At 38.4% G+C, this 15,987-nt stretch carries 14 protein-coding genes and 1 pseudogene; 4 read left to right on the top strand and 11 right to left on the bottom strand.

Going from position 1 to position 15,987, the window contains the following annotated elements:
• Positions 1-278 precede the first annotated feature (278 nt).
• Genes UF05_RS14415 through UF05_RS14425 form a run of 3 tightly spaced genes read right to left on the bottom strand, consistent with a single transcriptional unit; the run spans position 279 to position 2,869 of the window.
• Positions 279-1,880, bottom strand: coding sequence for a DUF2326 domain-containing protein (locus UF05_RS14415; protein ID WP_031829305.1), 1,602 nt, complete (start codon positions 1,878-1,880; stop codon positions 279-281).
• Positions 1,873-2,088: an ABC-three component system middle component 7 gene (locus UF05_RS14420; RefSeq protein ID WP_127891323.1), complete on the bottom strand. Its 216-nt coding sequence runs from the start codon at positions 2,086-2,088 to the stop codon at positions 1,873-1,875. Before UF05_RS14420 ends, UF05_RS14415 begins: the two co-directional genes overlap by 8 nt.
• A complete protein-coding gene (locus UF05_RS14425; protein ID WP_031829304.1) occupies positions 2,078-2,869 on the bottom strand; it encodes an ABC-three component system protein in 792 nt (263 codons plus the stop codon). Before UF05_RS14425 ends, UF05_RS14420 begins: the two co-directional genes overlap by 11 nt.
• A 589-nt stretch (positions 2,870-3,458) precedes the next feature.
• Between UF05_RS14425 and UF05_RS14430 the strand changes: the two genes are divergently transcribed.
• The 3 genes from UF05_RS14430 (at position 3,459) to UF05_RS14440 (ending at position 7,258) form a co-directional block, all read left to right on the top strand.
• On the top strand, positions 3,459-4,814 hold the full coding sequence (locus UF05_RS14430) for an RES domain-containing protein (RefSeq protein ID WP_260834204.1): 1,356 nt from the start codon (positions 3,459-3,461) through the stop codon (positions 4,812-4,814).
• A 1,206-nt stretch (positions 4,815-6,020) separates the two neighbouring features.
• The gene (locus UF05_RS14435) at positions 6,021-6,524 is read left to right on the top strand and encodes a hypothetical protein (protein ID WP_031829302.1); all 504 of its coding nucleotides are present in this window, start codon (positions 6,021-6,023) and stop codon (positions 6,522-6,524) included.
• A gap of 209 nt (positions 6,525-6,733) precedes the next feature.
• Positions 6,734-7,258: a hypothetical protein gene (locus UF05_RS14440; RefSeq protein ID WP_031829301.1), complete on the top strand. Its 525-nt coding sequence runs from the start codon at positions 6,734-6,736 to the stop codon at positions 7,256-7,258.
• A gap of 256 nt (positions 7,259-7,514) precedes the next feature.
• On the opposite strand, the gene UF05_RS14445 is transcribed toward UF05_RS14440, so the two are convergent.
• The 8 genes from UF05_RS14445 to UF05_RS14475 all read right to left on the bottom strand — a co-directional run bounded on the left by UF05_RS14445 (position 7,515) and on the right by UF05_RS14475 (position 15,394).
• Positions 7,515-9,125, bottom strand: coding sequence for a hypothetical protein (locus UF05_RS14445; protein ID WP_045545407.1), 1,611 nt, complete (start codon positions 9,123-9,125; stop codon positions 7,515-7,517).
• A gap of 2 nt (positions 9,126-9,127) precedes the next feature.
• Entirely contained in the window at positions 9,128-9,487 is a 360-nt protein-coding gene (locus tag UF05_RS14450) for a hypothetical protein (protein ID WP_031829298.1), read from the bottom strand.
• A gap of 961 nt (positions 9,488-10,448) precedes the next feature.
• Positions 10,449-10,793, bottom strand: coding sequence for a hypothetical protein (locus UF05_RS14455; RefSeq protein ID WP_045545408.1), 345 nt, complete (start codon positions 10,791-10,793; stop codon positions 10,449-10,451).
• 70 nt (positions 10,794-10,863) lie between these two features.
• Positions 10,864-11,079: a hypothetical protein gene (locus UF05_RS25850; protein ID WP_156148033.1), complete on the bottom strand. Its 216-nt coding sequence runs from the start codon at positions 11,077-11,079 to the stop codon at positions 10,864-10,866.
• 112 nt (positions 11,080-11,191) lie between these two features.
• Entirely contained in the window at positions 11,192-12,550 is a 1,359-nt protein-coding gene (locus tag UF05_RS14460; protein ID WP_045545409.1) for a hypothetical protein, read from the bottom strand.
• Positions 12,551-12,961, bottom strand: a complete 411-nt coding sequence (locus UF05_RS14465) for a hypothetical protein (protein ID WP_045545410.1) — start codon at positions 12,959-12,961, stop codon at positions 12,551-12,553.
• Between the two features lie 29 nt (positions 12,962-12,990).
• Positions 12,991-14,769, bottom strand: a complete 1,779-nt coding sequence (locus tag UF05_RS14470) for a hypothetical protein (RefSeq protein WP_045545411.1) — start codon at positions 14,767-14,769, stop codon at positions 12,991-12,993.
• Between the two features lie 88 nt (positions 14,770-14,857).
• Positions 14,858-15,394, bottom strand: a complete 537-nt coding sequence (locus UF05_RS14475) for a hypothetical protein (protein WP_156147355.1) — start codon at positions 15,392-15,394, stop codon at positions 14,858-14,860.
• A gap of 157 nt (positions 15,395-15,551) precedes the next feature.
• Here UF05_RS14475 and UF05_RS24775 point away from each other — a divergent pair.
• Positions 15,552-15,987 (top strand): annotated as a pseudogene (locus UF05_RS24775) (IS3 family transposase); the annotation flags it as partial.

Below are 15,987 nucleotides of genomic sequence, written 5' to 3' on the forward strand. Positions count from 1 at the left end.
TAATGGCGTATGTGAACATAAAAAAAGAAGGGGTATTTAACAAATTCGTTAGTCCTGACTAGTTAAATGCTTGGCCTTGTTAGCAATTCTTCTAATAGCTGATAGGGGTAAATGTTACGCATTTCAGCTGTAACACGTCTCTGGACAGAACTTTGTCAGTGACTTTACTAATTTAGCAAATGATTAATTACCGCGCGTATGGCAAAATTAAGCCTAGAGGTGCCGCAATATAAAATAGAGGCGTAAACAACGCCTCTATTCTTGGGTATTTAAACTATCTACTTGTTTTTACTCTTCCACTTAATCCCAAAGGCAACACGATCTTTGTCTAGTTTGATGAATTGGGAATTACTGATTAGTTCCTTTGTGGCTTCCTTGTACTTTGAAACCTCATCAATAGAAATGAAAATTTGCTTATCAAAATTTGAGTAAGTAGAAATTAGATTCTCTATTGATGTTACATCCATGTTTTTAAATAAAAGACTATCGTGGATAATGCTTGGCAGACAGGTTTCTTCAAGAAAAGTCAGGTCGAGTGAGATCATATTAGCAAATCCTTTACCAGTGCCTCTATCATCACCTCTCTCGAATTTATAGTCACTGTCTAGAATGTGAAGCTCTGGGCTAATTGGGTTTTCCAAATAGATCTTACTGATGTATTTCTTCAACCCTTGATTTACAGTGCTTTGGATTCGTTCAATAGAGTCGACAAGAGCATCTTTAATCCCTAACTTAATTGACTTGATCTTTTCTTTGACTTCATCATCTTTCTGCCAGAAATCATTCTGTTGAGTCAAATCATTTTCAAGACGATCAAGCTCAATTAGTTTCTCAAGCAGGTAAACGGACTCTTCTTTTGAATCAACTAGTTTCAGAAGCTCTTTGTCAATTGTTTGAATCTCTTTATCAATGTTGTTGATATTGTCAATAATAGAGCGCTTTTCTTCATTAAGTTGGTTTCTCATTATTTTGCTAATTCCATTATGGAATGAATCAACTTGTGATAAACGCTCTTGATCTATTTCTGGGAAAAACTCTACTAACTCATTAAAGCTCTTACTATTTTTCAGTTTTGTTTTTGAAAGGCTGTCTTCAATCCTGCTAAGGCTTGTTTCTAGCTTAATTCTCATGTCAATAAGAGAGTCTTTATTTTTCTTAAGTTCTGCATTCTCTTTGCTTATTACAGACTTTATGTCAGTGACATTAGTTTCCAGAGCTTTCTTAATGCCAGCAATGACTTCTCTAAGCTCTAAGATTTTAACTTCATTCTTTTTAAATGTTGTTTTGTTAATCTTAGCGATAGCACCAGTGTTAAAAGTTCCCTTGATGTCATTCTTGTGCTCTGTTTCTATCTTCTTATCTTGTTCAAGTTTTGAGATAGTACTGTATTCATTAAATAGCTTAAGAACGCGTTTTCTAATTGATGCCCATCCCTCCTTGGGGAAGTTGTCCAAAGGTCGCTTATCGTTGTAGTTATCTCTCTGATAGATCCTATAGAATCCGCTTACACACTCACGGAAAGAGAGAGCATGCTTGTCGATCCCATACATCTTCTGAAGAAAGCCTCTGAACTCTTCTATCGTGAGAACTTCTTGTTCTTCAATGTAATAGATATCATCACTGGTGCCAGTGTTTCGAATGAAAGAATATTTCTTATCAAATTCAAATACCATTCCAACATCAAAATCGCCGATGTTTTTTATTACGTCATCACACTTTGTCGGAAAGTCATCACCGCCAAAAGCAAAATCAATCAACATTAAAATAGATGATTTTCCAATTGAATTATGGGCATCATCAGCACCAACAACAGAGTTTAAACCACGTTGAAAAGTTAATGTTGTTTCTACAATCTTTTCGCAACCAATTGATTTAAGCAATTTTAATTACTCCGTTATTTAAATCTAAATCTATTTTTTTGAGAGCAAATAGAATATCTAGAGCTTCAATATAATCTGGGATGTCAGCAAAGAGCCTTTTATTTTTCGAGTACAACTCTGTAACTTCCACATCACCATCAATTTTTGACATTAGTTTTGCAGCTTTGTAAATGCCGCTTTCATCAATTGATATAATCTTATTCGGCATTATCATCAGAAAATATCTCGCAGTTTTGAATGAAGTAAGAAACTAACACTTCGGCTTTAGTCCTTTCGTTGATTCCTGTATTTACCATGAACCATTCACACATGTGTTCAAAAATTTCACTTTGACTAAAGTTTTGAAGTAGTAGCGCAGTATAGAAAGTTCTTACTTGATTGCATATGAACAGAGAACTTGCTTTTCTTTGCATCTCAAGGCGTTTAAGCGATTCTTTGATATGAGCAAAGTAGTTAATAACAAACGTATTAACTTTCATTTCATTAATGGCACCAAAAGTATTATCCGTTTTGTCTGATACCTTCAGTGCATTATAGGAGAGTTGAGTATCTGCTAATTCATCTTGGCTTAGTTGACCAATTTTCTCAGCAACAATAGAAATGTCTTTATGTAAGGTCTGAGTGTCCCAAGTCTCGGTAAGCGCGCGTATTCTGTTGGCTGCTTTTTTTATTTCAACTAGCTGTCGATACTCGTCAACAGTTTTCTTAGTGTCATAAATCTTGTGGCACTCTTTGCAAAGAGCAATGAAGTTACCCTCTGAGTCAATATCTTCACAGAGTTTCTCTTCATTTGCTAGCAGCTCTATCTCACGGGCGGTAGCGTTTAGCGGATAGATATGTGCCACATCGAACACCCGCACAGGAACATTTGATGCTTTTTTTCGTTTGATAAGACTCTTTCGACACAGAGGGCATTTCCCCTGAACTTCTGAGAGTAGGCTCATTTTAACAGTATCGTTAACCTGTGCTCGTCTTAACTGTTCTGCCAATCTGGTAACACTCCGCAGTGAGAATTGTATAAGTTATTGGAGATGCAAACGTATTCACCCAAAGCCCCTCCGATCGCATAGCATTCTATCGCATATGAAAAGTACGTTCAATTCATAGGGTTAAAGCGACTATTCCGCAGCGGGACTTTATTATGTGGAGCATGAAATTGTAGGCAATAGTACGAAGCAACCCGTAGCTGAAATTCATTACTCGCTCAATTGCTTCACATCAAACCCGAAATACCGTAAGACTTTTGTTGTCCGTCCGTTGATAACTGGAAGATTTTCTTTGTTTATCCACCCAATAAGCTCTTGAACATTGGCTTAGATATAGCAAACTTAGCTAAATACAATGTGAAGGAGCCTTTGCTCTAACTGATAAAGGGGCAGAAGTGGCTTAGAATTATCACTCTAAGCCTGTGCTTTACTAAGTTCGCAACAAACTGATTACCTTTTGTGCGCCTGAACTTTTCTCTAATACAAGATAAGATGTACAATTATAGTCACTTAAATTACAAATCAACCAACTGATATGTCGAATAAAAATATTTGTTTAGAATGTATTGGAAACACCTATCTTCACAGCCAAATGGAAAAAAATAGCAACGAGTTATGTAGTTATTGTGGAGAGACTTTTCCGTGCATGACTTTCGAGGACCTTCTAGGTGCTGTTAAGACTGTCCTTATCCAGCATTACTCTATCACGCCTTCTGAGCCTGAGGCTTGGGAGTCTGCCTACATGAATGATAAAGAGTATGATGGAGATGGTTGGTACCGTGATGGAATGGACTTGTCCGATACACTCGGCGATTTGTTAGCATGTCCAGAGAAATTAATCTTGGATTTATGTGACGCATTAGATATCAACGAAATATGGGAAGTTCCGGGCTTTAACGAATACGATGAGGACCCACATTTTGATATGTCTATTAATCGAGACCAGAATTGGGAAGATAAATGGCATGATCTGGAGCAGTCAATTAAAAATGAAAGTCGTTTTTTCAATCAAGAAGTGGAAAAAACATTAGATACAGTATTTGCTGGATTAGATAGTTTAAAGACTAAAACTGGAAAACCAGTGGTTGTATATGCAGGCTCGCAAAGTGAGCATATTCATAGCTTATTTAGAGCCCGTGTTCACAGTAGTAGAGATTCATTAAAAAGAACTTTGGCATCTCCGGAAATAGAGTTGGGCCCACCTCCGGGCAGTTTAGCTAGTGCTGGGCGAATGAACCCGCGTGGAATTGCTGTATTCTATGGTGCTCTAGAACAGCAAACAGCAATTACAGAAGTCAGACCACATGTTGGTAGTTTCGTCGTTGTTGGAAAGTTTGACCTCATAAAGCAACTTCGACTTGTAGACTTGTCCGCCTTACAAGAAGTAGTTAGTGACCGTACTGAACTATTTAATCCAAGAACATACCACTTGGAGCAACAAGCCATCTTCTTAGAGCTGTTAAGTAAAAAGATTTCGAAGCCTATACATCCTTACGAAGCTGAAATCGAGTACATTACAACACAAGTTATAGCAGAATATCTATCAAAGTCATTCGACGGCTTAGTTTTCAGTTCCGCCCAAAAATCTGATAACCAACATAATGTAGTATTGTTCCATTCTTCATCTAGGGTTAAGCCAGTTTCTAGAAAGACAGATGAAGAAGTAGATGTACATCTACATGATCCGTTTATGTATGATGAGCCAACTCTCTCTCCTAGGGTTGTAACATGGAAAGATAAACCTCTAGAATCAGCCTCCAAAGAACAGAATGAACTACCTTATTTTTATGACGATACAGATCTAGGCAATTTCACTGATACTCGCGAGAGCACCCTAGAACTCGATAAAAACAACCTTTTTGTCACTGAAATTCAAGGCATTGAATATGAATACAATGAAGCGAAGGTAGAACATAGTTTTTATGAAAAAAGTCAGTTTGAGTTCTAATTAGTGCCCCATTCTGTTTCTTCGAAGCTCAATAACAAAAACTTGGTCAATAACCAAGCATTGCTATCAAACTTTGGGGCAAAGATGAGTCAGTATTTAATTTACTGACTCGTTACTGGACAGAAATACGTTAAGAACTAAATTCTTCTCTAATTAGAAATCTATGACTACCTCACATTGCGCCTTGTCAGCAATCTTTCAGCGAAATTTTGACTCGTTTAAAATATTGAAATGTCTTTGCCTGTGACCACAAACAACAAGTTCGTCAAATATTGGACAACCATTCACACAAACCGAGCGGTGATTACACTTTACACAGCGTTCAGAACTAAAGTAGTTACGAAATGCGGCCATATTTTGAGATTTTGTCCAAATGTCCAAGAGCGTTGTGCTGTCATCTAACAGGTCTCCTTCTGCAACCGCCACTTGAGAAGAGCATGGATTTTCGCAGGTCTGGGCAGTTTTAAGCTACCGCCAAAATGGGGATGAGGAAATCCTTTGCGATGGTATTAATGTCGAACATCCCATTGCATTCGCAATTTGTACCTCATGCGTAAAACGCCCTAAAAGGGTACTTGATGTGTCATAAGTTGAGTGATTTTTGGTTCTTCGTTTTCATCTGTAGAGTTCTCAACTGTACACTAATTGCAACGTATTGATCTGTGCAGCGATCAATAAAATGTGGCTACTAATGAACGTAAGGTACTATTGAATTACAGAACACAGGTCAAAAAACACTCACTCAGAAATTGAAACTAACTCATTTTATGTGGCATTAGTATGTTAGAGAAATCTATCACAGTTAAAGAATTGGCAGATTGCATGCCGACCAAATCACTTAATGTTCCGGGCAATTAGTACCCGCCGCCCCCTTCCTTCTCCAAAAAAATTTTCGTCACAAGCACGTTTAAATTTAAGCTATAAAATCAACATTATACATTCGGATTTGATTCATTTGTTTACAGTTCCAAAGCTGTATCAATACAAGCAGTAAATCCATTGGTTATTTCACCTACCTAGGTAGGAAGATATGCTAAAAAGTGAATAAGATGAGGCACTTTATGCATAGATGTCGATCACTTACTTGGTATTGCAACACCAAGTAAGTGATTGTTTTTAAAAACATTTGACTCAAAATAACCCCTTGCCAAATCGTGTCTTTTTCTTTATAAACATGCATAAATTTAGACATGGTGAGGAAGAGTGATGTGTTACGGATGTTATGAGCCTGAAGAAATCAATTGGTTTTTACAGCTTTCAAAAAGACTAAGTTCGGCGATGGGTATGAGTTGTACCGAAGATTATCATCCATATCAGGGAGCTTGTGCTTACGTAACGCTCTATAAAAAAGCTCAGTTACTAGACGTTAGTTATCACGCTCAACGACCAAATGGCCCCGACATTCTATCGTTTCCTGTCGGTGATATAGAGCACCTTAGGGCTATTGTTTTTCAAATCATAAAACTGGGCTTTCAACGTCTTCACTGGATTAACTCAGAAGAAGTTGAAGAAATGTGTCCTCTGCCATCACCGGGACTTGAACGCTTAAATTTTTACTTGGCGTTTATGAACTACGGGGACGGCAAATGTGAAACGAATAGATACCTTCGTGCTGAAATTAGCTCTCTCGTAGACCGGGGCACAACCTCACCAGATACTAGTACGGCAATGCTATTGCCAGCAATTCCAACAGCTGGCGATAAACTCTAAATAAGGAAATCATTAATGGAAAAGATATTACTTATTAATACTTATGTCGTTGTTCCTATTTTGATAGGAATCATCATCGGTATATTTTTTGGTGCGTTTGCTACAGTGAAATACATTAAGCGACGCAAATGATTACTTAATCCGTCACTTCATCTATTATTGCTGAAGTGACTTTTTTATTTTATAATTGCTATAAGCGATTTAAGAAAATGAATAAACCGAAAAGCTCAAAAAGTCACACCGCATTGCAGGTTCTATATTTTGATGTTGCGAGCCTGCTTCTCTCTACAGATTACCTCGATAAACATCCCCAAATGCGCTCTATAACAGAAATAGAGAATTATTTCTCCATGAGTCATGCTTCATTTCTAGAACAAGTAACGCTTGATCCTGAAGGGACTGAGTTACTAAACGTCTTTTGTTTGAACTCCAATGTGCGTTTGTACCCTCTGGGTACATTATTCCCTCAGGAATTTTTGATAAAACAAGGAATTAAACGAGAGTACTTAGCTTCAGACAAGAGGTTAACGCTCAGATTAAATGACTCCAATCCTATTCGGAGAATGTTAGCCCATGCATATAAAATGAATGCAGATTGGCGGGTTGTAGGCAACCTAAACCTATATGATTTTCAACTGTCGAGTTTTGCAGGTAGGTACATTAAAACAGATACTTCTTCCGGTATTACAGAGAATCTCATCCGAGAAATAGCGGATTCATTTCAAAATGAATAGTGGTGAATAATACTAAAACGAATAGATTAGTAAATGGGTCACTACCGAAACATACAGCCAACTTTCGGGCAGTGTAGCTTATATTTGGACAATTCTGTTTTTAGCATTTACTAAATTAGTAATTATCGGATTATCTAAGCTATGACTAAGCTGAATTGTGAGCGTGCTATAACGGTGGCGAATTAGGAACCGACTGACCACTGTTCAGAGCTTTTTTGACCTATATAGGTCTCACACTCCGCAAGGTAGGCCAACCTCACTGGTCGCAATATAGGTCAAAGCAATTGACAGCGATGGTGTTGGGGTAAAGCGTTTTCGCTTGGGTTTCCAGACATATATTGGTTGCACTCAAGTAGTTATAAGCAAGCTCACTCTTGCCCTTCAACTTCTCAATCAATATCGACATATCCGGTCTACAGGCTCGCTCCCAATAACCTTTTTGCATGTAATGTGAGTGTGCTCGAACCACTAAGCCACATATAACCAATTCTGGGATTGTTGTAACAATTTCTTTAAGTTGATCATTGGCCTTAATTGTTGGTTCGGTTGAGAGCCATACAGCATCAGTATATTCAATCAAGCATATGCTCTTTTTCGTATCATCATACCAACGTTGGATCTGGTCACTATCAATTCCTTCTGGTTTTTTAACCATCTCAAGCAATAGTTTTAGTGTACTAGATAGGTTAATTTTAAATGTGAATGCTGCTTGATTGACAGCATTTGAAGCAATTGCAGAGTGAAAATCAGAGACGTTACTTTCATTCAGTTTAGAAAAGTAGATTTTTAACTCATCCATATTTTTGATATTGAGGTATTTTAGCCAGTTAGAGTTCTCTGTAAATAGTGGTTGTTGTAAGGAACCACAAACTCTAACTCCAACATTAACTAAATAGTTAAAATCCACCCGATGTTTAGAGAATTTTCTCTCCGCAACTAACCACGGAAGTATGTCTTCTAAGTGATCAGCCTTTTTATATGTTGATATGTCTAGCGGAGAGTTACACATCATCAAGATGTGCTGCATAGCGATATGTGGTGAAAATTTCAACGCCCAATCGTTAGATTTAGACATCGGTATGACCAAGTTCATCGCACTAGCATATCTACCCTTTAAAGTCTTCGTTAACAAGTCTTGGGCTCTGGATTCGTCACCAACCAACTGTAGTACAAATAACTCTCTACAAATTGAGTACACTTCAAATAGAAACTGTAAGTTGTAAGCCTCCTTCGCTGGGAAAACCGTATCAACAGGTGACTGTGAGCTTATATAAGCACGATTCTTGGACCTATCATGGTAATTATCATGGGTTCCACAAAGGGACAAGCCACACCTTTCAGCGCACCACTCAAAGACTGTTGACAGTAGATTTGAAAACTCCCCACGAGGCATATTTTCCTGCGGTAGTTGGTCTCCATACAAGTAGTCGAGTAGAATATTGACCTTATGAAGGTGTTCAAAGACGTGCTCTAAATAAGAAAATAAGCCTTTGTCATCAGCAAGAACAATTTTAGCTCTTAAATTTCCATCGCTCTTCCACCATTCACGAAGATTCATGCCGCTATCTGGATGTAACCCAAGCTCAGACAGTTTATGCGAAAGCCAACTCACATCACGTGACCATGTCTCGTTTAAACGCCAATAGAATACACCTGCAATACTGCTGGTCATTAGTTGATGATGAGCGAACTCATGTTCCTCAGTTAAAAACGCTAACTTTTCATCTTCGGATAGGTTCTTCCATACCTCCTTCTTGGATCGTAGCGAACCTTCCATTTTCTTATTGACCTTAACCGAAGTGGAAATTGGAACGTTCACTCCAACCATATCTCCAATTAGCAGATAACTTCCATGGTTACCAGACATAACTATCCTTTGCTTTTATCTTCGGAGCTTTCTTTAGAAATGATCCCATCTTTATCTTTGACTACATACTCTTGTTTCTTACTCCTTAGTTCTGATATTACATAACCCACAAAAACACTTACTAGCTCATCTTTTACGGCTTCAAAAACATCGGTTCCAATGGATAGAACAAAGTTCAAAACTTCAGATTCAGACTTATTCCCAGCAGTAGCCATCGGGTACACTTCTAAATTATTCACACTATTTTTGTTTTCATTAATGAAAGCCATCAATTGCGCTTTCACTTCATTGTCAACACAATTGACAGTCACTTTAACCTGTTGGTTGTTACTTATTCTTTCTAGCTCTATCACATTTGCCATATGGTATATCTCCCTCTCTATTTATGTTCTATTAAATATTTACGACTTCAACCTTCCGCAGAATTTCATGCATCTCATAACGCTAGTACATTAGCATTGATTGCTGTACACGCAAAGCAATCGACCAGACATGGTCGCATTAGCAAAGGTACGGGTAATGAATAGTGGGTTATTAATGTTGATCATCTACTCTAACGAGGAAAGGGGCAGAGACGAGTTACACCTTCGGAGCTTAAATGAGCCAGCAACACGTAACTACAACAGAGCCGAAAGTATACAGGTGTTTCTTCAGTGAGCCATAGTCTGGTTTGTGGTGGTATTGGAGTAATCTTTTAGTCTTATCAGCGTAGGTGATAAGAGAAACCTAGTGATATAGCTCACAGCCTTAAAAGGCCAAGTTCATGAACCTAGGAAGTCATTCTTGCTTAAAATATGAACACGAAGTTGGTACTTCATGAAGTAAAATTAGGTTCATGAGTATACCCCATCGGATCCGTTTCAAATAAATCCCCTAAAATACAGTTACTTATGGTTGATTTTTATCACTCACTCACTCACCAACCTCACCAAAACCCAGAAAAGTTAAATTCACAATGATTAGTATTCTGTACACGTACTTACCCTAAGGCTAGATAAATTAGAACGTTAACTTTATAACCCCTCTTACTTTCTTGGCAAAATCTATGAGCGTATATTTGTACATATAATGCCCTGAAAGCTGTTTTTCTAATTTAACCATAATCTATTTACCATAAACTACGTTATCAGAAGATCTATTTAACTAAAGTTAAATAGATCTCTACTAACGATTGCTTTCTTTTCAATTGGTTACGTTGATTTTTACTAGAGCTATTGTATTTTTCTAAAAACTACGAATTTTGCCACTACGCTGTGATTTAAAGCTTAGCTTTAGCTTTCCTTGTAAAAGCTGCATCTTCTAACATTGGTTCCGTAAGTGGGATTACTTACAGTAGTAATAAGATGCAGAATTAAGTAGACCACCTTCAGTTTGCGCACTTGCCAAACTGTACTCAGCTCCATTCAATTTTGTAAGCACTACATGGTTTTGAAATGCTGAATAGTAAATGAGACCAGTGTATGAGTTAGGACTTTTTTTCTTGATCTCATAATTACTTGTATGTTTCGTCATGCTGTCTTTTACAGTAATTTCATCGTTAAAGAGGTTTACCTCAATATTCATACCATTGGGTCTAGTGTAGTCATGGTCAAAGAAACAGCTTAGCTTTAAATTTTCTGCTTGAGTACTTGCAGATAAAGCAAGAAGTATTGGTATTAGACGCTTCATTCGCCCTCCTTTAGATTTAGCAATATCCAGTTTAAGTAACTAATTTTATTCCTATATTAAAAGATTAAATCTAGTCACTTTCTAGCTTAGAGATTGATGCGATAACTCCTTCGAAAGGACAAGGATCACAATTCGTTAAACGACAATGATCTTGTAACTTCTGTACTTGAAACTTTTCTGGAGAAATACCTAGTTCTGACATTAGCGTAGAAACATCATGTTGATTTATTAGGTTACATATTTTGTTGTCTGATTGAACTTGGTTAACCTTGGTAAGTCTGCTCATAATTCGTTTCGATCCAACTTAGTAAGTGATTAAAAAACTCTTGACAGCTATGATCTGCGTATATTCGGTTTATTATGCTACTCCATTCGTGTAATTTAATTCTTATGAATAACTAATTTTTCGCCTTTTGTTTTACATTCCATAAGAAATGACATGGATTTGCTGTCATCTTCGATTTGTAATCACTATAGGACTTGTACCCATGTGCCATAGCGAGCGTGGTTGCTAATAAGCTTGTTCCTGCTGTTGCCATGCTTAGACCCAAACCCGCAAAAGCAATACCAACATCAGTTAAATGAACTTTCTTAATATGCTTCATTTGCGGCGTTATTTGTCGCATTTGAACTTCAAACAGCTCATGTTGTGTATCTTCAATGATCGTGCGAACACGTTTTGGGTCAGGTTCATTTCTTGCCGCTCGGAAGCCTTTTTCCAGTTCTGCACGAAATGAATGGAATGCTGAACCATCATTGTTTCGTATTGACATTAAGTCCTCCGACGAAACCTTGTCCAAAAATGGTACATCCATTTGTAAAGTACAATTCAAAGCATTTGATTTAATGTCACTTTCGCTAGCATTTATGTCCAATAGATGACTTTCAAATGGATGCTCAGTACCGAACATACACTCTAAGGAATTACTTAATGCAAGTCGTTTGTTAAGATCAATGAAATGGTTTCTTGCTGTTTGATTCACAGACTGTTTTACCCATTGAATGAAGTCCTCCTTCTCAGGAGGAACAGACGATAGCTTTTGAATTATCGTGTATATGTTTGCTTCTTCTGTTGGTTTAAATTCTGTTGGATTAAGCATATAACCCATACAGAATCCCTCCTCCATGCCTTTAAAATGAATGCTAATCTGGCGGCATGGATACAGGTCACGCATCACGAGTATGCGACCATTGTCATTTTCAACACTTCTAACATCTGCACTTGCTTTATACTCATCCAGAATATGTTTAGGCAGAACGTCTTCAAAACCAACATCAGAACATATGATTGGAATCTCAGCCCCTCGTTCTAACTCAAAACTAACAGGATAAAGCTTAACATAACCACCAACTACCAATGGTCGTAGCTCAATTAGTTTTATAGCGGCTTTAGCTAAACTTTGACGATCAACTTTAGGTGTTGACGCCATTCCCATGAATGATGTTAAGGCTTCTGTGGCTGACGTTCTAAAATCGGTTAGTTTAAAGACTGGGTCAGTTACAACTGCTTCTTCCAAATACAATGCTGCTTGTTTTAAACGAGATACTTGTGACATTGTGTCGGTTGCCATGCAACGAACAGTGTTTTTCGCCTTTATGCTGTTTCTTGTCTCAGGAAGCATTTTCAAACAGTACTCGCGGTAATTACGCAGTTCTTTCTCTAGAGTTGCGTCTGAGATCCCAGTGTAGAGACGAGTAATCAACGAGCTATCTAGTAACAACGAATCGTTCAGGTAATCGTATGCGTAACTTCCCATCTATTCTTTCCCTAATTTATTGATGCCAACTGCTGTATTTATATCCTCCATGACTCTCTTGTATTGTGCCTTATGAAGCGCCCAAGTGAGGTTTGCAATCGCATCGGCGTGTTCCATGCGTTCCACTTTTACTTGTTTTTTTAACTCTGACAGCTCCGTTTGAGCTTCACGCTTGGCTTTCAGTGCCTTGTTCTTGTTGCTCTTCAAAGTCTCAGTTCTAATTTCTCTTGCAGTCTTCTTTTCTGACTTATCAGCCTTAAGTTTAAGTACCTCATGATATAGCTCGGTGTAATAACTTAAAGAACCGTTCGATACGCCAGCCTTTTTATCTACAGCAGACGGATTGATTTTAGCGCCGCCTTGCTTTAGCTCTTCCAGTGCTGCTCTTAGTTTTTTTTCATTTCTAGTCATATCACCAATCCTTACAGATTTAGTTTCTTTTACGAAGGCGTAATAACGAACTCAGTGAACTCAATATTGTGCTTTCTCATTACATGCTCCGCAGCTCGTAAGTCACTAAGTTCACGGCCTAACGTGTGCCTGTTGATTGTGCTATTTGCAAGCATTTTACTGATGAGTTTCACGCAACCATCATGCAATGTCTTCCATCGCAGAGCCTCTTCTCTTGTAATGCTTAGGTTCTCGCAACCATTAGATACGCAAGAGCTAGGCTGAAAAACATGTGATACTGAGCATTTCTCATTACCAAAGCAACGACCAAATCCTGTAGATCGTGACGCTGTATGGTTGTTTTTCTCTAAGGAGGCAAACTCTTTATCAGTTAAAGCCCTTGGCTCCCCTTCAACCATCAGATTTTCTGCAAAACCACCTGACGCTTCGCCAGAGACAACGTTTGACAGGTACTTTTCGTTATAAGTTTTTCGGCTTGCGTCCAATTCCCTCAAAAGCTTGGGGTCTGTTTTTACTTGCATCAAAGCAAGCACATCACTAGTCGAGGTGTATATCATAGACATGCCAATGAAAATATGTTTCAACTGCTGCTTTAAGGCACCTAAGCAAGACAGATCGTTACCCACCGCAAAGTGTGCAAAGCTTCTGCGCCATGTATGGTTAATGAAATGCCAGTAGTACGTACCATCAGCTTTCATCTTTCGTGGATCGGCATTAACGTTACTGTTTAGCAAGTTATAAGAGGTATCCCACTCCTTCTTATACTCTGGCCGCAAGTGGCGATCTTTGAATTCATTCAGGCAGGTATTTAGGTTAGATTTATTGAGACTTACCTTTTTCTTATTGGCGTAATTAGTTGGCAAGTATTTCCAATCACCACCATTAGCCAATCCAATCACCTCTAATGCCTTTTCGCAAATTTCAGCGCAAACCCAAACATCCTCTCTTATGGCACCTTGCTCCAACTTCACCGTGGAGGAGTTCAACAGTGATGTTGTAACCCCTTCGAAATCGACCGTTTCGTAAGAATCCTCGTGTAAAAACACCGCTTCACTCAATCGCATTCCACTAAAAGCCATGCATGTTGTATAGCCTAAACCAATGGCAACCCTACGAAACTCCACAAGATTTAATGATGACCCCATTTCTCCAAGTTTAGGGGTGTCGTCACAACTAAGCTGTTGATGATACCAGTCTATTAATTCAATTAATTTTCCGAGCGTTTGCCCATATAACTCTGGGATAATGGTGGGATGGTTGCCTTTATTTCCACTTGCCAATTCCTTAGCCAAAGCGTTACGACTCTGAATGGGAAAGACTAACTGCAAGTTTAGAGGCAAGAAATCATTAGCATCGCTCAATGTCGTGTAAGAAGTTAGGACGCTCTCACATGAAGTCTGACTATATTTTTTGGATCTCAGGAACTCTTTAATCTTCTCAAAGAAAATCGGGTGAGCTAGTGCTGCTAGCGTATCAGGCACCACTTCCCAATTATCAATAATATCCTTTACAAGTAATTGGCAATAGTCGATTGCGGCGATAGTTACATTCTTTTTTCTGAGTTTCGAGGTGAACAATTTATCATTAGAGCCGTACAACAGAAATGCAGCACGAACTTTTAAATCTCGATAAATTGGGATGTCTTCATACTCAGGTTTCCAATAAACATCATATTTAGACGCAGGTGAATGATCTAAGTTATACTCTTGAAATGACCATTTTCTAGCTTTAAATTGATTAATCGATTCCCCGCCATCGAGCGTGCAATCTTTACCACTGTACAGATCTTCGTAATTAAGTAAGGACATCAACTTTCCTGTTGTCAGTATTGTAATTTATTAAGCAAAACTACAGCTTTGTCTAACGAAATATGTGTTTTGTTTAGGTGGCGAGCATTTAGATATCCATCTTATCTAATACGGCATACATCCCATCCCAAAGCGGGTGCAAGCCTTGTTTATCAAGCTTCTTAATTGCCGTTGCTAATTTTTTTGGAGTGAGTTTGCCTTTGATAATTTGGAGCTTTGCCTTCAATTCACCCTGCTTTTCGATAAAGTGAGCGAAGCTAACATGGTAATTAATTGAGTCGTTTAAAATAGATTCGAAAGAAAGCAGTTTCCAGATGTCGTTCACTTCATCTACAACAGCAAAATTTGCGCACCCAAAACACTTGATGATAAACCCACACCCCATCAGCTTCTTATCTTCATCAGAAAGAAGCGGGTTCCTGTCTAGGCTCTTTTGAAACTCTTTGCTTTCAGCAGTTTCTAAACCTTTACATGTGCCACCGTTCTTTAGATCAGCCACTCCAGACTCTTGTTTCTCTTTTTCGTCAATAATCTGGGGGTTATAAAGGTTCTTTCCTTCTTCAACAGCAATGCTAATCTTTATTCCTCTTGCGTGTTTTTCTAGCGCATGAGCTGTCTGGGTCATTTCCTTGTGTGCCGTTTCGTTACTGACCTTCGAGTAGTTGTATCCACGATGGACTGATAACCTATGTCGTCCTGCAATAACTCCGCTAGCTTCACTGATCTGCACCACCAGTTTTGGACACCGAGTTAAGTGAGTACAATCACTAACGAGGTGAATCATGACAAACAAGAAGAAACGTATTATCCATTCTCCTGAATTTAAAGCCGAAACTCTGAAGCTAGCAGAGAAAGTGGGAGTCGCTGCGGCAGCAAGACTGTAAAGAAAAACACTACAACCAGTCAGCGAGAACAAGAGCTAGCTGCTGAAGTAGCCAAACTCAAAAGACAGTTGGCAGAACAAGCAGAAGAGCTAGATATCGTAAAAAAGGCCGCCACCTACTTCGCGAAAAATCTAAAGTAGATTGCTATGAATTCATGCTTGAACACTTGCTGTGCTTCAGTGTTGTCCGCATGGTTAAGGTATTCAAGGTTTCTCGAAGTGGGTTTTATTATTGGATTAAGCATCGCCACAAGGGTATTCAACGCGAAGCAACTCGCCAAGAGTTTGATGCAAAGGTTAAAGATGCTTTTGACAACAGTAAGGGGCGAGATATC

Source organism: Vibrio sp. S457-15, assembly GCF_000960545.1.
Taxonomy (GTDB): Bacteria; Pseudomonadota; Gammaproteobacteria; order Enterobacterales; family Vibrionaceae; genus Vibrio; species Vibrio parahaemolyticus.